Below are 18,883 nucleotides of genomic sequence, written 5' to 3'. Positions count from 1 at the left end.
GTCAGCCGGTGACCTGGTCCCCGACCGTCTTCGCGTGCGGGCGGCCCGGGTCGTCGAGCGCCGGGGCGACCTCGCCCGCTCGGAGCGCCTCGAGCTGAGCGCACACGGCGGTGCCGTAGAAGAACGCCACGGACGACAGCAGCGCCCACAGCAGCAGCGCGAACACGCCGGCGAGCGGGCCGTACACGCTGCCGAACGACCCGCTGAGCGAGACGTACGCCGCCAGGCCGGCCGTGGCGAGGCCACTGAGCACGACCGCGATCCCCGACCCGAGCGCGAGCCACGACAGGGCCGGCTGCCGGCGGCGCGGGGCGTGGTCGAGGAGCACGGCGATCGCGAAGACCAGCAGTGCGAGGCCGACCGGCCACCGCAGGCCGTTCCACCAGTCGACGGCCGTGTCCGACCAGCCGTAGTTCTCCGCCATCGCGTCCCCGAGCGCGCCGCCGCCGACGATCATCACGAACCCCACCCCGACCGGGGCGGCGAGCACGGCGGTCAGCACCGCCGCCCGGCCGTACTTGTGGAGCGCCTTGCGGTCGCGCCGGATGCCGTAGATGCGGTTGGCGCCGCGCTCGACCTGCGCCATCGCCGTGGTCATGGAGACGAGCGCGAAGCCGAGTCCCAGCACGAGGGCGACCTCGCCTGCGAGCTCCGAGGCGTCGGAGTCGTCGACCGCGGAGGCGAGCGCGTCGCTGTCGCCCGAGCCGGGGGAGAGCGAGTCGACGACGTGCGCGACGACCGCGGCGGGACGCTCCTCGTCGATGTCGGAGGCGAGGCCGGTCAGGGCGAGGAGGAACGGCACGACGGCGAGGCAGGCCTGCAGCGCGAGCGCGCGGGAGTTGGTGAACCCGTCGCCGTAGCGGAAGCGCACGAAGGACTCGACCGCGATCCTGCCCAGCCCGTGGTGGCGCGCGAGGTGCCAGGCGTCGAGCGCGTCCAGCTCGTCACCGTCCATCTCGGTGGTGACGGGGACGGTCCGCGCGGTGGTCATGGCCGCACCCTAGGCGGGGGCCGGTCGCGTCGGTGCAGTGCCCGGATTCGCCGGACGGGCGCCCGGTGCCGCCTTTACTCTGGAACCCCACCGGTCGTCGTGACCGCTGGCAGACGTTCTCGACCCGCTCGGAGTCCCCGTGTCGTTCCTCGGCCCCGCCCTGTCCCGTCGCGCCCTCATGGGCGCCTCCCTCCTCGGCACCACTGCGGCCGCCCTGTCCGTCGCGCCCGGGAGCGCGTACGCCGCCTCCGGCACGCCGCTCGGCCGGCAGGTCCGGTTCGGCGCCTACGCCTGGGACGTGCCCTGGACCCCCGGCGTCCTCGACGACCTCCAGCGGACCGTCCAGGCGCCGGTCTCGATCGCCTCCTACTTCTACGGACCCGACGTGGTCTTCCCCGCGCAGCAGGACCTCGACACCGCCCGCGGCGGCACGCGCGACCTGCTGGTCGCGTGGGAGATCGGGAAGTTCCGCTACAGCGAGTGGCCGGCGGGACTCCACGACGACTACCTCGACCGGGTCGCCGCGGCGGCGCGCGCCTTCCCCTACGTCGTCCACGTGCGCCCCTGGCCCGAGATGAACGGCGACTGGACCTCGTTCCAGCCCACCCCGGCCGGCGAGAAGGAGCACGGCGGCACGCCGGACGAGTTCATCGCCGCCTGGCGCTACCTGGTGACCTACCTGCGCGAGCGCGGCGCCACCAACCTGCGCTGGGTGTTCAACCCGACGACGGACACCTACGAGGGCACGACCGACATCCGCACGATCTACCCCGGCGACGAGTACGTCGACGTCCTCGGCCTCGACGGCTACAACTGGGGCAACACCGGCCTGGGCTGGGGCCCGTGGCGCACGTTCGAGGACATCTACCGCGAGCAGTACGACCGGATCGCCGCCCTGCACCCCACCGCGCCGGTGTGGATCTGCGAGGTCGGCTGCAAGGAGCCGTCCTACGACGACGGTGCGCCTCGCATCAAGTCGGCCTCCAAGGGTCGCTGGATCACCGACATGTTCGCGGCGACCACCTTCCCGCGGGTCCGGGCCGTGTGCTGGTTCCAGGGCAACAAGGAGCGCGACTGGCGGGTGAACTCCTCCAACGACGCGCTCAAGGCGATGCGTACCGCGCTCGACCAGATGCCGGCCTGACCTCCCGCCGGACGCTCGCGGCTGTCGGTCCGCAGCGCCAGACTGGGCGCATGCAGGCTCGGGAACGCGTCGGATCGATCGGCAAGCAGGTGGCGGCGGAGCCGCGCCGGTTCTACGACGGCGGCACGCTGACCACGGCGGCGGGGCCGGGCGAGCCGCCCGACCCCGGGTCCGACCCGCGCATCGTGCTGGAGCGGCACTCCGAGGAGGGCGTCGAGACGTTCGCCCTCGAGCGCCGCCTGGCCTACCGCGACCGCCACCTCGGCGAGCTGCTCGTCCCCGCCGACGCCGACTTCCGCACCGACCTGACCTCGGTGCCCGCCCTCTTCACGTGGCTGGTGCCCAAGACCGGGGCCCACCTGCCGGCCGCGCTGCTGCACGACGCGCTGGTGGCAGGCCGCGGCGACCCGACGTCCTACGTCTCCACCGAGGGTCACGTCGTCGACCGGGTGCAGGCCGACCGGGTCTTCCGCGACGCGATGGCCGACACCGGCACCGGGGTGATCCGGCGCTGGATCGTCTGGTCGGCCGTCACAGTGGCGACGATCTTCGTCGGCCGGGCGGTGTCCTGGTCGCCGGCCAAGCACTGGTCCTACCGGGTGGCGGCCGCCGTCACGATCGTCGCGATCGTCTACCTCGGCTACAGCGCCACCGGCGACCTGTTCGACGTCTCGTGGCCGGGTGCCGTCGACGTGCCGTGGATGGGCGACCGCCCGTGGTGGGCGGAGGTCGCCGGCGGCTTCGCCGGAGCGGTCGTGCTGCCGCTGGCGCTGAGCCTGCTGTGGGGCCGGCTGCGGATGGCGGGCGCGATCGCCGGGGTGATGCTCGCCGTCCTGCTGCACGTGACCGTCGGCCTCGCCGTCATCGCGGCGAGCTACGTCGCCCTCGAGCGGCTGGCCCGGCGCTCGCCCTTCGCCGCCTGGGTGCTGGCGGGGTTCGTCGTGGCCGCCTCGCTGGTCGTCTTCGCGGTGCTCAGCCTCGGCTGACGCCGATCTCGGCGAGCCAGCGCGCGGCGAAGGTGCCGCGCGGCAGGTCCTGGGTGACGAGGTGGAGGCCCTCGCGGGCCGCCAGGACGACCAGTCCGAGCGCCATGGCGGTCACCACCATCCCGTTGACGTTGCGCGGGAACCGGCTCGGCACCGTCCGTACGCGGTGCCACCCGCCGACGAGCCCGGCGGTGACCACCGCCGACACCACGCTGGCGCAGGCAGCGCCCAGCACGGTGCCGAGGAGGTCGAGGTGGCTGATGAGGATGGCCGACGTCGCGGCGGCCGTGGCACCCGCCACGAGCTGCGGCAGGCTCAGGTCGAGGAGGGGCTGGCGCTCGGTGCGGTCCGGCGTGTCGGGCGTGTCAGTGGGGGAGTCAGGCATCTCGCGGTGGGGGTGGGGGACAGGGCTTCCCCTGTACGACGACCGGGCGCGCCCGATCGTTGCCCGACGTGAGCACCCTCACCCCGACCGGCGGGGCTATCTGAGGACGCGGCGAACGAATCCGACGCCGGATCCCATCCACGGCGTCCTCAGATATCGGTCAGCGCAGCGAGTAGGTCGCGAGCGAGACGCCGACGTAGTGCGCGGCGAAAGCGAGGATGGTGAACGAGTGGAAGACCTCGTGGAAGCCGAACCAGCGCGGTGAGGGGTTGGGGCGCTTGAGGCCGTAGACCACGCCGCCGAGGGTGTAGAGCACGCCGCCGACCGCCACCAGCACCAAGGTGGCGACCGCGATGCCGCTGCTGAAGCGGTTGGCGCCCTCCATGAACTGGGGGATGAAGAACACCGCCGCCCAGCCGAGGGCGATGTACATCGGGGTGTAGAGCCACCGCGGCGCGTCGGTCCAGAAGACCCGGAAGAGCACGCCCGCGATCGCCGCGAGCCAGACGACGAGCAGCAGCGTCGTACGGGCGGGGTCGTCGAGGAACAGCAGGGCGTAGGGCGTGTAGGTGCCCGCGATGAGCACGAAGATGTTGGCGTGGTCGAAGCGGCGCAGGAACGCCCACGTGCGCGGGGACCAGGTGCCGCGGTGGTAGATCGCCGAGACCGTGAAGACGAGGAGCGCAGACAGCGCGAAGGCGGCCGACCCGACCCGGGTCGAGGCCGTGGGCGAGAGCGCGACCAGCACGACGCCGGCGGCGAGCGCGATCGGCGCGGTGGCGGCGTGCAGCCAGCCGCGCAGGTGCGGCTTGATCTCGGCCATCTTGTCGGCCATCACTTCGCCGGCACGCTCCACGGCGTGCTCGACGCGGTCGCGAGGGGTCATGCGGCGGTCTCCATGTCCCTGAAAGTACCCGGACGGGCGTGAAGTACGCAGTCGAGTGCGGAGAGTGCCCGGTCACACAGGGTGTCGGCGTTACGATCGGCAGGTGGTCAACGTGAAGGACGCCGTGCGACGGGTGCTCTACCCGGCCTACGAGTCCCGGGTGGTGAAGTTCCTGCCCCACGACCAGATCCCCAAGCACGTGGGCGTGATGCTCGACGGCAACCGCCGGTGGGCGAAGGCGGTCGGGCTCAACACCGCGGAGGGCTACCAGGCCGGTGCCGACAACATCCGTCCGCTGCTGGGCTGGTGCGAGGAGGTCGGCGTCGAGGTCGTCACGCTGTGGCTGCTCTCCAGCGACAACCTGACCAACCGCCCGCCCGAGCAGCTGACCGGGCTGCTCAAGATCATCGAGGGCGCCGTCGAGTCGCTCGCCGAGGCGGGCCGCTGGCGGATCCACCCGGTGGGGGCGCTCGACCTGCTGCCGACCGAGACCGCCGAGCGGCTCAAGGCGGCGGAGGAGAGCACCCGCGACATCGACGGCCTGCTGGTCAACGTCGCCGTCGGCTACGGCGGCCGCCGCGAGATCGCCGACGCCGTACGCGCCCTGCTGGCCGACCACGCCATCAAGGGCACCTCCCTCGAGGAGCTCGCCGACATCATCGACGTCGAGCACATCGCCGAGCACCTCTACACCAAGGGCCAGCCCGACCCCGACCTGGTGATCCGCACGTCGGGCGAGCAGCGCCTCGGCGGCTTCCTGCTCTGGCAGTCGGCGAACTCGGAGTTCTACTTCTGCGAGGCGCTGTGGCCCGACTTCCGGCGCGTCGACTTCCTGCGCGCCATCCGTGCGTACGCCGAGCGCGAGCGCCGCTTCGGCGGCTGATCCGCGACTCGCAGACGTCATCCGACCGTCACCTCGCGTTCGGGCGTGTCGCCCGGGATCGGGTCACCTGCGGGCGTACTTTCGCGACATCAGCAGGTGGGGAAGCCGGCTGAACCGGGAGGCACACCTTGGGCACTCAGATGGGAGCTCTCCGGTCCGTTGAATGACATCGGGCCGGGCGAGGAGTGCGCGCGCCGACCCGCAGCAAGGGGTTAGTCGTGGCCAGCAGCAAGACCTCACCCAGCTCCGCATCGTCCAGCTCCACCCCGCCCAGCAGCACCCGCCGCACGTACGTCCTCGACACCAGCGTCCTGCTCGCGGACCCGGCCGCGATCAAACGCTTCGCCGAGCACGAGGTCGTGCTCCCGGTCGTCGTGATCACCGAGCTGGAGGGCAAGCGCAACCACCCGGAGCTCGGGTTCTTCGCGCGCTCCGCGCTGCGGGCCCTCGACGAGCTGCGCATCGTCAACGGGCGCCTCGACCAGCCCGTCCCCGTCGGCACGGAGGGCGGCACGGTCCGCGTCGAGCTCAACCACACCGACCCGGAGTCGCTGCCGTCGGGCTTCCGGCTGGGCGACAACGACACCCGCATCCTCGCGGTGGCGCGCAACCTGGCCAACGAGGGCCACCGGGTCACCCTGGTCAGCAAGGACCTCCCGCTGCGCATCAAGGCCTCGGCCGTCGGGCTGGACGCCGAGGAGTACCGCGCCGAGGCCATCAGCAGCTCGGACACCGGCTACACCGGGATGTCCGAGCTGGAGGTCGCGGCCGGCGACCTCGACGAGCTCTACGAGGACGGGGTCATCGACCTCGCCGAGGCCCGCGACCTCCCGTGCCACAACGGGCTCGTCCTGCTGTCGGAGAGGGGTACGGCGCTGGGCCGCGTGGGGGCGGACAAGCGCGTGCACCTGGTCCGCGGCGACCGCGACGCCTTCGGCATCCACGGCCGGTCGGCCGAGCAGCGGGTGGCGCTCGAGATGCTGCTCGACCCCGAGGTCGGCATCGTCTCCCTCGGCGGCCGCGCCGGCACCGGCAAGTCGGCGATGGCGCTCTGCGCCGGCCTCGAGGCCGTGATGGAGCGCCGCCAGCACAAGAAGGTGGTGGTCTTCCGGCCGCTGTTCGCCGTCGGTGGGCAGGAGCTCGGCTACCTCCCCGGCTCGGAGAACGAGAAGATGTCGCCCTGGGCGCAGGCCGTCTTCGACACCCTCGGGGCGCTGGTCTCGCGCGACGTGGTCGACGAGGTGATGGACCGCGGGATGCTCGAGGTGCTGCCGCTCACCCACATCCGCGGCCGCTCCCTCCACGACGCCTTCGTCATCGTCGACGAGGCGCAGTCGCTCGAGCGCAACGTGCTGCTGACCGTGCTGTCCCGTATCGGGGCGAACTCCAAGGTCGTGCTCACCCACGACGTCGCCCAGCGCGACAACCTCCGCGTCGGCCGCCACGACGGCATCGTCGCGGTGGTGGAGAAGCTCAAGGGCCACCCGCTCTTCTCGCACGTCACCCTCACCCGCTCCGAGCGATCGCCCATCGCCGCGCTCGTGACCGAGATGCTGGAGGACGTCACCCTCTGAGGACCGCGCGGCCGGTCGGGCTGGCGCGCTGTAACGCCGGGTTACCCGGCGTTACAGCGCTCGCCAGGTGGTCGTCCGACCCCGTTGCCGGCGGTGGCGGTGGTCACCACGGCGTGACGGATGTGGCCGATGAGGTGTAGTGCAACGCATGTGACGCAAGGGACAGCACCAATTGTGGTGTTCGGTTTGCACGTGGTTGAACCCTCATGCAAGGTGGCTCGTGACCGATTCGTGACCTCGGTCGCCGGCAGGGCGCCGGGATCCCCCCGCAGCACCGCCCCGTCCAGCCGGTCCAGGTCCTCGTGGTCGCCCGCGCCTCCGTGCACGACCCGGCGTGACACCCCCTGTCGTCAACCCCCGTGAGCCCCTGTGTCGAAGTCAGACAAGTACGTCCCGAAGCACCGCGCCCCCGGCAAGCACAAGGCCGTCCGCGCGCCGCGCCGAGCGCTGCGCACCGGCGTCGCCCTGACCGGGCTGGCCGCTGCCGTGACCGGTGTGAGCGTGACCGGCGGCCTCGCCTCGAGCGACCCCGACGTGCTGACCCCCGCCGCCGCCGACGTCGCGCCCGCGACCCCGACGCCGTCCGCCGACGCCACGCCCCGGGCGACCGGCTCGACCGCCGCTGCGACCTCCGTCGAGCGGTCCTCCCGCCAGGTCGCCTCCCGCTCGGCGCGACGCACCGACAAGGCCAAGGCCACGACGCTGGCGATGTCGGGCGGCTCGGCCGTGGCCCGCTCGGAGAAGCTGTCCGAGGGCGACCCGCGTGACATCGCCCGCGCGCTGCTGCCGGCGTACGGCTTCTCCTCCGACCAGTTCTCGTGCCTCGACTCGCTCTACGTCAGCGAGTCGGACTGGCGCATCGACGCCGACAACCCGACGTCGTCGGCGTACGGCATCCCGCAGGCGCTGACGCAGCTGCACGACCTGCCGGCGGACTACATGACCTCCGCCGAGTCGCAGATCCGGTGGGGCCTGGAGTACATCCAGGACACCTACGGCACCCCGTGCAGCGCGTGGAGCTTCAAGCAGGGCAACGGCTGGTACTGACCCCGGCGCGGCTCAGGTGAGGTAGCGGACCTCGACGGTGTCGATGGCGCCCTCGAAGGGGAACGGCGCGCGGTCGTAGTAGTCGAGCGAGACCGAGCCGCCCAGACATGTCCCGATGTCGAGGCAGTCGTTGGCGGTGAACAGCAGCGGCGCGCTGACGGGGACCTGTCCCGACGCCACCTCCGTGCCGTCGACCGTGAGCGTCACGTCCAGCGGTCCGCCGGGCCGGACCTCGGCGTACTCGGTGCGCACCTCGATCCTGGTCCGTCCGGCGGGGAGCGGCCCGTCGCTCCGGATCTTGGTGCGCATCAGGATGAAGCAGTTGTACTCGTAGCAGAGGCGGCCGTCGTCGAGGTAGCAGGTGAGGCCGCCGCCGGCGCCGCCGAGCGCGTACAGGACGCCGTTCGCCGCCTCGGGCAGCTCGGCGTCGATGGTGACGGTGTTGGCGCGGTTGCCGAGCGCGGGTGCGCAGAACTCCGGCATCCGCACGACGTCGCCGCTGAACGTCCAGCTGCGGTACGGCGTCGAGATCCGCAGCTCCGGGTGGTAGACGGGCACCCAGAGCCCGCCCCCGATCGGGTACACGCTGTTGCGCGCCGCCTCGATGGCGAAGACCTCCTTGAGCTCCGCGAGCTTCTCGGGGTGTGCGTCGGCGACGTCGTGGGCCTGCGTCCAGTCCTGGTCGAGGTGGTAGAGCTCCCACCGGTCGTGGTCGGGCGTCCAGTCCTGGATCCCGGGAGGCAGGCCGGGCAGCCAGGGTGTCCGCGGTCCGAACGCGGACGCCATCCAGCCGTCGTGGTAGATCGCCCGGCTGCCCATGATCTCGAAGTACTGCGTCTTCAGGCGGCCGGCGGCATCGGGGTCGTCGAAGGTGTAGGCGAGGCTGGTGCCGTCGAGGGCCTGCTGCTCCACGCCGCGGACGACTCGCGGTGGGGTGATCCCGAGGACCTCGTAGATGGTCGGCACGAGGTCGTTGCAGTGGTGGAACTGTGTGCGCGGGCGGGCATCGGGGGCTATCCGCGAGGGCCAGCGCACCGCCATCGGGTTGCGCGTCCCGCCGAGGTGCGAGGCCAGCAGCTTCATGCCCCGGTAGGGCGTGCTCCCCGCCCATGCCCAGCCGGCGTGGTACTGGTTGTCCGTCTTCGGCGAGCCGAGCACGTCGAGGCCGCCCATCTCGTCGAGCGCCCTGATGTGCATGTCCACCGTGGTCGGGATGCCGTTCTGGGCCAGCAGCTCGCTGATGGTGCCGTTCTGGCCCTCGCCGGACGAACCGTTGTCCCCCCAGATGTAGAACACCAGGGTGTTCTCCCCGTGGCCGAGGCGCTCCACCTCGTCGAGGAGGCGACCGACCTGGACGTCGACGTGCTCGGCGAAGCCGGCGGCGACCTCCATCAGCCGTCGCTGGAAGGGCTTCTCGTCCTCTGGTATGTCGTCCCATGCAGGGAGCGTCGGGTCGCGGGGCGTGAGCTCGGCGTCCTCCGGGATCCACCCGGCCTCCTTGGCCCTCGCGAACACCCGTTCGCGATAGGCGTCCCAGCCGTCGTCGAACCGCCCGGCGTACTTGTCCGCCCACTCCTTCATGACGTGGTGCGGTCCGTGCAGGCAGCCGCTCGCCCAGTACATGAAGAACGGCTTGTCCGGCTCGAAGGCCTGGTGGCGGCGGAGCCAGCCGATCGCGTCGTCGGCCAGGTCCTCGCTGAGGTGGTAGCCGTCCTCCGCCCTCCTCGGTGGCAGCACGCTGGTGGTGTTGCGCACCAGGTTGGGCTCGTACTGGGAGGCCTCGCCCGCGAGGAACCCGTAGAAGTACTCGAACCCGCGACCCGTCGGCCAGTTGTGGAAGGGGCCCGACGGCGTCGTCTCCTCGGCCGGGGTGTTGTGCCACTTGCCGAACGCCGACGTCGCGTACCCGTAGTCGGTGAGGACCTCGGCGACCAGCGACGTGCTCGTCGGGATGTGGCCGGAGTAGCCGTCCCAGTCGTTGGCGAGCTCCGCGATCTGCCCGTTGCCGATGCGGTGGTGGTTGCGCCCGGTCAGGAGCGAGGCGCGGGTGGGCGAGCACATCGCCGTCGTGTGGAAGCGGTTGTAGCCGATGCCCTCCCGGAGCACCCGGGTCAGCGTCGCGGTGCGCACCTCACCGCCGAAGGTGTCCGGCAGTCCCGGGCCGGCGTCGTCGATCAGCACGACCAGGATGTTCGGGGCGTCGGCCGCCAGCCGCCGCTCCTGCGCACGCGGCTCGTAGATCGAGTCCTGCATGGTGCGTCCGGCGTGGGACGCCGACGGCGTCGGGGGGAACGGGAGGACGTCCTGTCGCGGCAGCTGCGGGAAGGGGGTCACGGCGCTCCATCTCCTGGTCGGACGGACCGCCACGGTAAGGAGGAGGCGTCCGGCCCCGCGTCACCCGCTGCGGGCGAGACCGACGTGGGACCTCACCTCCCGACGGGGGCCGCGTGACCCGTCCCCGGTGACGCCTCGAGCTCGTCGGCGACCGAGACGACCAGGCCGCCCAGCATGAACGCGACGATGGCCGCCACGAGGGTCGACGTGGCGAGGTCCGGGATGTAGCGGCGCGCGCCCTCCGGCTCGGCGCCGTGGAAGTCGTGGGTCAGGGCGTGGCCCTTGCCGCGGGCGAGCAGGTAGCGGTTGACGGGCCACGCGGCGAAGAACGCCACCGTCAGCGCGAGCATCATCGAGAGCCAGAAGACGGGGTTGACGAGCCCCGCGTCCATCGCTCCCGGGATGACGGCGACGACCAGGTTGTCGACGAGCTCCATGGTCGCGATCGACAGCGTGTCGGCCGCGAGGACGACGGTCAGCGCGGCGCCGACCCCGAGTCCGGCGCGCAGGAGCGGGAGCGTCGACAGGGTGTAGCCGAACAGGAACGCGAGTCCGACGGCGATCGCGATGGTGGCGAGGTTGCCCAGCCCGAGGGCGGTGCCGACCATCAGGCCGACGATCTCGCCGATCGCACAGCCGGTCAGGCAGTGCAGCGTGGCCGACACCGCCATCGCGTTGGTGCTGCCCATCTCGTGGTGGGTGTCGTGCCCGGCCGTGTGGGACGCGTCGTGATCCATAGCGTCGAACATACCCCCGGGGGGTATCTAGGTCAACGGCGCGACCGTCGTGGTCATCACGCAGTTCTTCAGCCCCTTGGGCCGCACGTAGGTGAAGCCCAGGCGCTCGTAGAGACGGCGCGTGCCGTTGTAGAGCCACGAGGACGACGTCTTCTTGGTGACCTCGGTGAGGTCGTGCGGGTAGCCCTCGACCGTGCCGCCGCCCGCGGCGGCGATCAGCTCGAGAGCACCGCGCAGGGCCACCTCGGCGAGCCCCTCGCGCCGGCGGCCCTTGTCGACGCGGATGCACGTGACCCGCCAGTCCGGGTCGGCGTCCTTCTCCGCGTCGTACTGCTTGCGGTGGTGGATGTCGGGCAGCTCGGCCGGCGTGCCGTACTCCGCCCACGCGACGGCGAGGTCGCCGTCCATCACCAGTGCTGCATGGGCGATGCCCTCGTCGACCATCGCCTTCTTGAACGCACGGTTCCCCTCCGGACCGGGAACGTGGTCGTCGCGCTCCGCGTGGAACGCGACGCACCAGCAGCCGCCGAACAGCCCGCCCATCCGCTCGTTGAGGTCGGCGAACAGGTCCCAGGTCTCGGGCGTCAGCGCCCGTATCTCGTACGTGGTCTCGCTCATCCGTCGACCGTACGACCGGAACCGGACGAGAGGCTACCGGTTCACTCCGAGGCCGGGCGCCCCGTCATCGAGTCGACGTCGAGGGCGGCGTCGAGCTGCTCCTCGGTCAGGTCGCCGCGCTCGACGTAGCCCATCGCGATCACGGTCTCGCGGATCGTGGCCCCGTCGGCCAGTGCCTTCTTGGCGACCTTGGCCGCCTGTTCGTAGCCGATGTGCGCGTTGAGGGGGGTGACCACCGACGGGGAGGACTCGGCGTAGCGCCGCATCCGCTCGGCGTCGGCGGTGATCCCGTCGACGCACCGCTCGGCGAGGAGGACCGTGGAGGTCGAGAGCACGTGGATCGACTCGAGCAGGGCGTGCGCCATGACCGGCATCATCACGTTGAGCTCGAAGCTGCCGGACGCGCCCGCCCAGGCGATCGTCGCGTCGTTGCCGACGACCCGGGCGCAGACCATCAGCGTGGCCTCGGGCAGCACCGGGTTGACCTTGCCGGGCATGATGCTCGAGCCGGGCTGCAGGTCGGGCAGGTGGATCTCGGCGAGCCCGGTGGTGGGGCCGGACGACATCCAGCGCAGGTCGTTGCACACCTTGGTGAGGCCGACCGCGATCGTGCGCAGCGCGCCGGAGAGCTCTACCAGCGAGTCGCGGGTGCCCTGCGCCTCGAAGTGGTCGCGCGCCTCGGTGAAGGGCTGCCCGGTGCGGTCGGACAGCGCGGCGATGGCGCGCTCGGCGAAGGCGGCGGGGGTGTTGATGCCGGTGCCGACGGCGGTGCCGCCGAGCGGCAGCTCGCGCACCCGGGGGAGCGCCGCCTCGAGTCGCTCGACGCCGAGCCGCAGCGTGGCGGCGTACGCCCCCATCTCCTGACCGAGCGTGACGGGCGTGGCGTCCATCAGGTGCGTGCGCCCAGACTTCACGGTGTCGGCGAACTCCTCGGCCTTGCCCTCGAACGACGTCGCGAGCCGGTCGAGCGCGGGCAGCAGGTCGTCGACCACGGCGAGCGTCGCGGCCACGTGGATGCTGGTGGGGAACGTGTCGTTGCTGCTCTGCGAGGCGTTGACGTGGTCGTTGGGGTGCACCTCCACGCCCGCCTGCGCGGCCAGGGTCGCGATCACCTCGTTGGCGTTCATGTTGGAGCTGGTGCCCGACCCCGTCTGGAAGACGTCGATCGGGAACTCCCCGTCGTGCGTCCCCGCGACGATGGCGTCGGCGGCGGCGACGATGGCCTGCGCCTGCTCGTGGCGTACGACGCCCAGCGCGGCGTTGGCCGTCGCGGCCGCCGCCTTCACGTGCGCCAGCGCCTGGACGTGCCGGGGCTGGAGCGTGAGGCCGCTGATCGGGAAGTTCTCGATCGCGCGCTGGGTCTGGGCCCGCCAGAGGGCGTCGCGAGGCACCTCGACCTCGCCCATGGAGTCGTGCTCGGTGCGTGTCTCGGTCACCTGACGACCGTACCCAAGGACGAGGTGCTTACGCCTGCTTGACAATTGGTAACAGAAAGGTTACCAATAGGCGTGGACCCGTTCGCAGCGCTCGCCGACCCCGTACGCCGTGACCTCGTCGTGCGCCTGGCGAGCGGCCCGGCCCGCGTGGTCGACCTGACCGCCGACCACGCCATCAGCCGGCCGGCGATCAGCCGTCACCTCCGCGTGCTCGCCGAAGCGGGCCTGGTCGAGGCGGAGGACCGCGGGCGCGAGCGGCACTACCGGCTCCGGCGCACGGGTCTGGACGTGGTCACCGACTGGCTCGCGGCGCTCGAGCCACGCCCGCGGTTCGACGAGTCGGTCCTGGACGGCCTCGACCTCGAGGTGCGCCGTACGACCCGCGACCGGTCCGCCAGCCAGCCTGCCGTCCAGCCCGCCGACCAGCCCGACACCACCCAGGAGACCGCATGACCACCACCCACCAGCCCCGCCCCACCGGACGGCGCGAGCAGCGGCACGGCGAGACCTACCTCGTCTTCGAGCGCACCTTCCGTGCCCCCATCGAGGACGTGTGGGCCGCCGTCACCGAGTCCGACCGCCTCTCCCGCTGGATCGGGGAGTGGACCGGCGACCCCTCGACCGGGTCGGTCACCTTCCGGATGACCGCCGAGGGCGACGACGTCGCCGACGAGACCATCTGGGTCGACGAGTGCGACCCGCCCCGCCGGGTCGTCATGCGGTCCGCACAGCCCGTCGAGCCCGAGAAGCTCTGGGCGTGGGAGATCGACCTGGTCGAGGCCGACGGCACCACGACGCTGACCTTCGCGCAGGGGGTCACCGACGTGGAGCTGGCCGAGAGCGTCGGTCCGGGGTGGGACTACTACCTCGACCGGATGGTCCTCGCCGAGACCGGCGGCGACGTCGCCACCGTCGACTTCGACGACTACTACCCGGCGTTCAAGGACCACTATCGCGCGCAGCTCGGCTGAGGGGTCGCGGCGTGGCCGCTTGGAGCCGTCACGACGCGTTGGGAGCATGGGCGCATGCGATCACTCCGTCTCGGGGTCGCCGCTCTGCTCGTGGGGGTGAGCTCGTCGTGCTCCGCGCTCGGCGGTGACGACACCGACCCGCCGTCCGGGGTGGCCGACGACCTCGCTGCCGCGCTGTCGGACCACTCGCTCGGCGAGGTGCCCCTCGTCGACGAGTCCGCCCGTGCCGCGTTCGCCGACCTGGTCTCTCCCCTCGAGGACGTGCCGGTGGCCGTCGAGGTCGCCTCCGTCGACGAGGTCGAGGCGACCGGCGACGAGCCCGACTCGGCGACGGCGACCCTGGCGTGGCGGTGGCAGCTGACCGACACCACGCCGTGGGAGTACGACACCACCGTGGCGCTCGTGGCCGACGGCACCGGGTGGCAGGTCGACTGGACGCCCGACGCGCTGGCGCCCGACCTCGCCGACGGCGACACGCTCGGCCTGCGCACCCTCCCGCCCGTGCGCGGCGACATCACCGGCGCCGCCGGTGCGGTCCTGGTGACCGAGCGACCGGTGCTGCGCTACGGGCTCGACAAGACCAAGGTGGAGGGGCCCCAGGTCGCCCGGAGCGCCCGCCGCATCGCGCGCATCCTCGGGATCGACGTGGCGTCGTTCGTCGAGCGGGCCGAGGCCATGGGCGACGAGGCGTTCGTCGAGGGGCTCGTGCTGCGCGAGGACGACGCCCTCGACGTGCTGCCGGCTTTCGCGAAGGTCCGTGGGGCGCTCGCCGTGCGCGACACCCTGCCGCTCGCCCCGACCCGCGAGTTCGCCGCGGCGCTGCTCGGTCGCGTGGGCCCGGCCACGGCCGAGGTCGTGGAGGCCTCCGAGGGCCGCATCGTCGCGGGCGACGAGGTCGGCCTCTCCGGCCTCCAGGCCCGCTACGACGAGCAGCTGCGGGGCGCGCCCGGCGCAGCCGTCATCGCCCGCGGCGCCGACGACCGGCTCCGCACCCTCGCCGAGGTCCCGGCCGCCGACGGTGCCGACCTCGCCACCACCCTCGACCCGGCGCTCCAGCAGAAGGCCGAGGACGTCCTCGCCGGGCTCGGCGACGGTGCGCCGGCCGCGGCTCTCGTGGCGATCCGGCCGTCCGACGGCGCGGTCCTGGCGAGCGCCAACGGTGTCGGGGCAGCCGGCGCGGACATCGCCATGACCGGGCAGTACGCCCCCGGGTCGACGTTCAAGGTCGTCACGTCGCTCGCGCTGCTGCGCAGCGGGATGCGCGTGGACGACGTCGTCGCCTGCCCCGCCACGACCGTCGTGGACGGCCGGTCGTTCAAGAACTACGACGACTACCCGGCCTCCGCGCTCGGGGACGTCACCCTCACCCAGGCCATCGCCCAGTCCTGCAACACGGCCCTCATCGGCAACGCCGGTCGCCTCGCCGACGGCGACCTCGCTGCGGCGGCCAGCGCCCTCGGGCTCGGCACGGACCACGACCTCGGCTTCCCGGTCTACTTCGGGCAGGTCCCGCCGCCGGACACCGAGACCGGCGCCGCCGCCGACATGATCGGTCAGGGCACGGTGCTGGCCAGCCCCTTCGCCATGGCCACCGTCGCCGCGTCGGTGCGGGCGGGGAGAGCGGTCCTGCCGGTGCTGCTGCCGGACCACCAGGTCGCGCAGGTGCCGCCCGGGAAGCCGCTCACCGGTCCCGAGTCCGGCACCCTCCGCGGGCTGATGCGCGCCGTGGTCACCACCGGGTCGGGACGCTTCCTCTCGGACGTGCCGGGCGAGGTGGGGGCGAAGACCGGCACGGCCGAGTACGGCCAGCCCGACGCCTCGGGGGCGCTGCCGACACACACCTGGATGATCGCCACGCGCGGCGACCTCGCGGTCGCCGTCTTCGTCGAGACCGGCGTCTCGGGGTCGCAGACCGCAGGACCCCTGCTCGAGGCCTTCCTCAGGTGACGTCCGGGGTCCGTCAGCGGCGCGACAGGTAGAGGAAGTACTCCTCGGGCCGGTCCTGCAGCAGCACGTCGTGGGCCTGCTCCTCGGCGTTGCCGAACACCGTGCGGAGCGAGGCGAGCAGCTCCGGCGCGGCGCTGGCCGACCACACCACGAGGACGCCACCGGGGCCGAGGACGTCGCGGCACCGCCGGAGGAACTCCTCCTCGTAGACAGCCTCGTTGCGCTGGTGCACCAGGTAGCCCGGACCGTTGTCGACGTCGAGGAGCACCAGGTCGTACGTCGAGCGCGCCTCGGCGATGGCCATGGCGATGTCGGCGTTGACGACCGTGGCACGGGTGTCGGCGAGCAGGGCGGGTCCGTGCGGCACCGTCCCGTCGCGCATCCACTGGACCAGCGCCTCCTCGATCTCGACCACCACCGCCCGCTCGACGCGGGGGTCGGCGAGCACGCGTTGCAGCGTGAAGCCGAGCCCGAGGCCGCCGACGAGCACCGCGGACGGCTCGTCCACGAGGTCGAGCGCCTGTGCGGCCAGCTCGATCTCGCTGGTCGTCTCGAGGGTGTCCATCACGAACACCCCGTTCACCCGCAGCTCGAGCACGTCGGCCCCGGTGCCGTTCGTGCGCCGCCGGAGCACGACCTCGCCGCGTGGGGTCTCCGCCCGGGCGATCTCCACGCTCTGGGGGCTCTCGGTGCTCGGCATGGCGTCATCCTGCCAAGGACGGCTCGCGGGCCCGACGCTGCCCACGGTCGCGGACAACCTCTGTCCAAGGTCGACGCGTCGGCCGTGCATGGCAAATGCGTGCCCAGACGCGGCGCACGGGACTACCGTGAACCCGTGTACACCGTCGGCCGCACCGCTGAGCTGACCGGCGTGCCCACCGGGACCCTCCGCAAGTGGGAGCAGCGCTACGGCATCGTCGTCCCGCAGCGCTCGCCGGGCAACTACCGGCTCTACGACGACGAGGCCGTGCGTCGGCTCGTCGTGATGCGCAGCCTGGTCGAGGCCGGCTGGACCGCGCAGGAGGCGGCGCGCCACGTGGCCGAGGACGTCGCCGCCGCCGAGGCCGAGGTCGGTCGGCCCGACGAGCCCGCCTACGAGGCCCGGTTCGAGACCCTCGTCGCCTGCGCCCAGGACTTCGACGTCCCCCAGCTCGAGCGACTGCTCGCCGAGGGATTCGCCGACATCGACGTCGTCTCGGTGGTCGACGACTGGCTCCTGCCGTCCATGGTCCACCTCGGCAAGGCCTGGCAGCGGGGGCTCGTCTCGGTCGCGGGGGAGCACTTCGTCACCGGCGCGGTGCACCGCCGGCTCGCCCTGACCTTCCAGTCGCTCCCGCCCGCCCCGAGCGGCGGCCCGCGCGTCGTCGTCGGCCTCGCACGCGGATCGCGACACGAGATCGGCGTCCTCGCCTTCGCCCTGGTGCTGAGGTCGCGGGGCGTCGCGGTGACCTACCTCGGCGGCGACCTCCCGCTCGAGGCCTGGGTCGGCGCCGCACGCCTCATCCAGCCCCGGGCCGTGGTGCTCGCCGCCCCCACGATCGAGGACCTCCCGGCGGTGCGCGAGGCGAGCGACGCGCTCATGCCGCTCACCGAGGTGCTGCTCGGGGGCGCCCACCAGGACCGGGTCGAGGGCCCGGTGCACCTCGGGCACCAGGCCGGCGCGGCGGCCGCCGCGCTCGCCACCCGCCTCGGCGCGGTCAGCTAGCGCGCCGGTGCTGCGGGCTCCTCGGTGCACCCGCTGCTGAACCAGTAGCTGCCGACGATGTCCATGCGGCAGGGGTGGTCGGTCGACGGGGCGTCGGACATCGCGGGAGCCGCGCCCAGCACCGAGCCCAGTGCGGCCGCGACGAGGACGGCGATGCCGCCCACGCGGAGCCGCCGATCGGGACGGAGGTCGAGGTGCGCCACCGGCGGTGCGGTGGTCGCGATGGGCGGCTGCGCGGTGATCGACATGGTGCTCCTCCGGTGCTCCTCCGGTGCGCCTGCGGCTTGTCCACAGTTTGTCCACCGTTGGTGGACAACGCGGAGACTAGGGCTGTTGTCCATACTTTGTCCAAAGTTCGCTACCCTTGTGGGCGTGTACACCGTCGGACGCACCGCTCAGCTCACCGGAGTGCCGCGCGAGACCCTGCGCAAGTGGGAGCAGCGGTACGGCGTGGTGTCGCCGGCCCGCACCGAGGGCAACTACCGCCTCTACGACGACGAGGCGGTCAGACGCCTGTCGGTGATGCGCGACCTCGTCGACTCCGGCTGGGCGCCGCGCGAGGCCGCGCGACGCGTGCTCGACGAGCCGACGGGGTCGGCCGCCGCCCTGCCCCGACCGGGGTCGCCGCTGTCCCGGCTCGACGACCTCGCCGCCTGCGGCGAGGACTTCGACGTCGTACGCCTCGAGAGCATGCTGGACAAGGTGTTCGCCGAGGGCGACCTGGCGATCACGGTCGACGAGTGGTTGATGCCGTCCCTCGTGCGCCTCGGCGAGGCCTGGCAGCAGGGCACGGTCAGCGTCGCCGGCGAGCACTTCGTCAGCGCCGCCGTCCTGCGCCGGCTCGCGCAGGCGTTCCACCAGCTCCCGCACGCGGAGCCCGGAGCGCCGCAGGTGATGGTCGGGCTGGCCAGGGGCTCGCGCCACGAGCTGGGGGTCATGGCCTTTGCGATGGTGCTGCGCAGCCGCGGCGTCAACGTCACGTACCTCGGCGCCGACCTGCCCGTCGAGAGCTGGGTCGACACCGTCCGGGCGCTGCTGCCCGAGGCAGTCGTGCTCGCGGTGCCGACCGTCGAGGACCTCCCGGCGGTGCGCGAGGCCGTGCAGGCGATCACGCCCATCGCGACCGTCCTCCTCGGCGGCGCGCACCAGGGGCGGGTGGCGGGCGCCGAGGCCCTCGGCCACCAGATCGGCGAGGCGGCCGCCGATCTCGCCGGGCGCCTCACCGCCGCCGGCTGACTC

The 18,883-nt window shown here is 72.5% G+C and carries 19 protein-coding genes; 10 read left to right on the top strand and 9 right to left on the bottom strand.

Going from position 1 to position 18,883, the window contains the following annotated elements:
* Position 1 precedes the first annotated feature (1 nt).
* A complete protein-coding gene (locus AC3A3L_RS12085) occupies positions 2-991 on the bottom strand; it encodes a YihY/virulence factor BrkB family protein (RefSeq protein WP_487640276.1) in 990 nt (329 codons plus the stop codon).
* A 139-nt stretch (positions 992-1,130) separates the two neighbouring features.
* On the opposite strand from AC3A3L_RS12085, the gene AC3A3L_RS12080 reads away from it, so the two are divergent.
* Positions 1,131-2,135 carry a glycoside hydrolase family 26 protein gene (locus tag AC3A3L_RS12080; protein WP_487640275.1) on the top strand — a complete coding sequence of 335 codons (1,005 nt, stop codon included), beginning with the start codon at positions 1,131-1,133 and terminating at the stop codon, positions 2,133-2,135.
* Between the two features lie 50 nt (positions 2,136-2,185).
* Positions 2,186-3,121: a DUF1353 domain-containing protein gene (locus tag AC3A3L_RS12075; protein WP_487640274.1), complete on the top strand. Its 936-nt coding sequence runs from the start codon at positions 2,186-2,188 to the stop codon at positions 3,119-3,121.
* Here AC3A3L_RS12075 and AC3A3L_RS12070 read toward each other — a convergent pair.
* Positions 3,108-3,506: a hypothetical protein gene (locus AC3A3L_RS12070; RefSeq protein WP_487640273.1), complete on the bottom strand. Its 399-nt coding sequence runs from the start codon at positions 3,504-3,506 to the stop codon at positions 3,108-3,110. The two genes, AC3A3L_RS12075 and AC3A3L_RS12070, sit on opposite strands and share 14 nt — an antisense overlap.
* Positions 3,507-3,666: 160 nt before the next feature.
* Positions 3,667-4,392: a PAQR family membrane homeostasis protein TrhA gene (gene trhA, locus AC3A3L_RS12065; protein WP_487640272.1), complete on the bottom strand. Its 726-nt coding sequence runs from the start codon at positions 4,390-4,392 to the stop codon at positions 3,667-3,669.
* 103 nt (positions 4,393-4,495) lie between these two features.
* On the opposite strand from trhA, the gene AC3A3L_RS12060 reads away from it, so the two are divergent.
* The 3 genes from AC3A3L_RS12060 (at position 4,496) to AC3A3L_RS12050 (ending at position 7,896) form a co-directional block, all read left to right on the top strand.
* Positions 4,496-5,275 (top strand): isoprenyl transferase, encoded by a 780-nt coding sequence (locus tag AC3A3L_RS12060; RefSeq protein WP_487640271.1) that lies wholly within the window; start codon positions 4,496-4,498, stop codon positions 5,273-5,275.
* A 218-nt stretch (positions 5,276-5,493) separates the two neighbouring features.
* The gene (phoH2, locus tag AC3A3L_RS12055; protein WP_487640270.1) at positions 5,494-6,849 is read left to right on the top strand and encodes an RNA 5'-3' helicase PhoH2; all 1,356 of its coding nucleotides are present in this window, start codon (positions 5,494-5,496) and stop codon (positions 6,847-6,849) included.
* A 369-nt stretch (positions 6,850-7,218) separates the two neighbouring features.
* Complete coding sequence (locus tag AC3A3L_RS12050) at positions 7,219-7,896, top strand: aggregation-promoting factor C-terminal-like domain-containing protein (protein WP_487640269.1); 678 nt, start codon at positions 7,219-7,221, stop codon at positions 7,894-7,896.
* Positions 7,897-7,908: 12 nt separating this feature from the next.
* Here AC3A3L_RS12050 and AC3A3L_RS12045 read toward each other — a convergent pair whose 3' ends face one another.
* The 4 genes from AC3A3L_RS12045 to AC3A3L_RS12030 form a co-directional block, all read right to left on the bottom strand.
* Positions 7,909-10,230: an arylsulfatase gene (locus tag AC3A3L_RS12045; protein ID WP_487640268.1), complete on the bottom strand. Its 2,322-nt coding sequence runs from the start codon at positions 10,228-10,230 to the stop codon at positions 7,909-7,911.
* Positions 10,231-10,322: 92 nt separating this feature from the next.
* Positions 10,323-10,967 carry a DUF4396 domain-containing protein gene (locus AC3A3L_RS12040; RefSeq protein ID WP_487640267.1) on the bottom strand — a complete coding sequence of 215 codons (645 nt, stop codon included), beginning with the start codon at positions 10,965-10,967 and terminating at the stop codon, positions 10,323-10,325.
* Positions 10,968-10,994: 27 nt separating this feature from the next.
* Positions 10,995-11,585 (bottom strand): GNAT family N-acetyltransferase, encoded by a 591-nt coding sequence (locus AC3A3L_RS12035; protein ID WP_487640266.1) that lies wholly within the window; start codon positions 11,583-11,585, stop codon positions 10,995-10,997.
* A 41-nt stretch (positions 11,586-11,626) separates the two neighbouring features.
* Positions 11,627-13,021 (bottom strand): class II fumarate hydratase, encoded by a 1,395-nt coding sequence (locus tag AC3A3L_RS12030; protein ID WP_487640265.1) that lies wholly within the window; start codon positions 13,019-13,021, stop codon positions 11,627-11,629.
* Between the two features lie 72 nt (positions 13,022-13,093).
* On the opposite strand from AC3A3L_RS12030, the gene AC3A3L_RS12025 reads away from it, so the two are divergent.
* Genes AC3A3L_RS12025 through AC3A3L_RS12015 form a run of 3 tightly spaced genes read left to right on the top strand, consistent with a single transcriptional unit; the run spans position 13,094 to position 15,939 of the window.
* Positions 13,094-13,474 (top strand): ArsR/SmtB family transcription factor, encoded by a 381-nt coding sequence (locus AC3A3L_RS12025; RefSeq protein WP_487640264.1) that lies wholly within the window; start codon positions 13,094-13,096, stop codon positions 13,472-13,474.
* Positions 13,471-13,992: an SRPBCC family protein gene (locus AC3A3L_RS12020; protein WP_487640263.1), complete on the top strand. Its 522-nt coding sequence runs from the start codon at positions 13,471-13,473 to the stop codon at positions 13,990-13,992. The genes AC3A3L_RS12025 and AC3A3L_RS12020 overlap by 4 nt, the downstream gene beginning before the upstream one ends.
* A 54-nt stretch (positions 13,993-14,046) precedes the next feature.
* Positions 14,047-15,939 carry a penicillin-binding transpeptidase domain-containing protein gene (locus AC3A3L_RS12015; RefSeq protein WP_487640262.1) on the top strand — a complete coding sequence of 631 codons (1,893 nt, stop codon included), beginning with the start codon at positions 14,047-14,049 and terminating at the stop codon, positions 15,937-15,939.
* A 13-nt stretch (positions 15,940-15,952) separates the two neighbouring features.
* Here AC3A3L_RS12015 and AC3A3L_RS12010 read toward each other — a convergent pair whose 3' ends face one another.
* The gene (locus tag AC3A3L_RS12010; protein ID WP_487640261.1) at positions 15,953-16,639 is read right to left on the bottom strand and encodes a spermidine synthase; all 687 of its coding nucleotides are present in this window, start codon (positions 16,637-16,639) and stop codon (positions 15,953-15,955) included.
* Between the two features lie 135 nt (positions 16,640-16,774).
* Between AC3A3L_RS12010 and AC3A3L_RS12005 the strand changes: the two genes are divergently transcribed.
* Entirely contained in the window at positions 16,775-17,644 is an 870-nt protein-coding gene (locus tag AC3A3L_RS12005; protein WP_487640260.1) for a MerR family transcriptional regulator, read from the top strand.
* On the opposite strand, the gene AC3A3L_RS12000 is transcribed toward AC3A3L_RS12005, so the two are convergent.
* The gene (locus AC3A3L_RS12000; RefSeq protein ID WP_487640259.1) at positions 17,641-17,892 is read right to left on the bottom strand and encodes a hypothetical protein; all 252 of its coding nucleotides are present in this window, start codon (positions 17,890-17,892) and stop codon (positions 17,641-17,643) included. The genes AC3A3L_RS12005 and AC3A3L_RS12000 overlap by 4 nt on opposite strands.
* Positions 17,893-18,016: 124 nt before the next feature.
* Here AC3A3L_RS12000 and AC3A3L_RS11995 point away from each other — a divergent pair, with 124 nt between their 5' ends.
* Entirely contained in the window at positions 18,017-18,880 is an 864-nt protein-coding gene (locus AC3A3L_RS11995; RefSeq protein ID WP_487640258.1) for a MerR family transcriptional regulator, read from the top strand.
* The last annotated feature ends 3 nt before the right edge of the window (positions 18,881-18,883 follow it).

The sequence above is a fragment of the Nocardioides sp. Soil_C_8 genome, assembly GCF_057656315.1.
The sequence above is the reverse complement of the archived record's forward strand: the minus strand, read 5'-3'. Positions and strand labels throughout refer to the sequence as shown.

What these genes read in the sequence shown, in the direction of transcription:
- AC3A3L_RS12085 (WP_487640276.1), bottom strand. Translation starts at nt 991, where the DNA reads ATGACCACCGCGCGGACCGTCCCCGTCACCACCGAGATGGACGGTGAC.
- AC3A3L_RS12075 (WP_487640274.1), top strand. Translation starts at nt 2,186, where the DNA reads ATGCAGGCTCGGGAACGCGTCGGATCGATCGGCAAGCAGGTGGCGGCG.
- AC3A3L_RS12070 (WP_487640273.1), bottom strand. Translation starts at nt 3,506, where the DNA reads ATGCCTGACTCCCCCACTGACACGCCCGACACGCCGGACCGCACCGAG.
- trhA (WP_487640272.1), bottom strand. Translation starts at nt 4,392, where the DNA reads ATGACCCCTCGCGACCGCGTCGAGCACGCCGTGGAGCGTGCCGGCGAA.
- AC3A3L_RS12040 (WP_487640267.1), bottom strand. Translation starts at nt 10,967, where the DNA reads ATGGATCACGACGCGTCCCACACGGCCGGGCACGACACCCACCACGAG.
- AC3A3L_RS12035 (WP_487640266.1), bottom strand. Translation starts at nt 11,585, where the DNA reads ATGAGCGAGACCACGTACGAGATACGGGCGCTGACGCCCGAGACCTGG.
- AC3A3L_RS12020 (WP_487640263.1), top strand. Translation starts at nt 13,471, where the DNA reads ATGACCACCACCCACCAGCCCCGCCCCACCGGACGGCGCGAGCAGCGG.
- AC3A3L_RS12015 (WP_487640262.1), top strand. Translation starts at nt 14,047, where the DNA reads ATGCGATCACTCCGTCTCGGGGTCGCCGCTCTGCTCGTGGGGGTGAGC.
- AC3A3L_RS12010 (WP_487640261.1), bottom strand. Translation starts at nt 16,639, where the DNA reads ATGCCGAGCACCGAGAGCCCCCAGAGCGTGGAGATCGCCCGGGCGGAG.
- AC3A3L_RS12000 (WP_487640259.1), bottom strand. Translation starts at nt 17,892, where the DNA reads ATGTCGATCACCGCGCAGCCGCCCATCGCGACCACCGCACCGCCGGTG.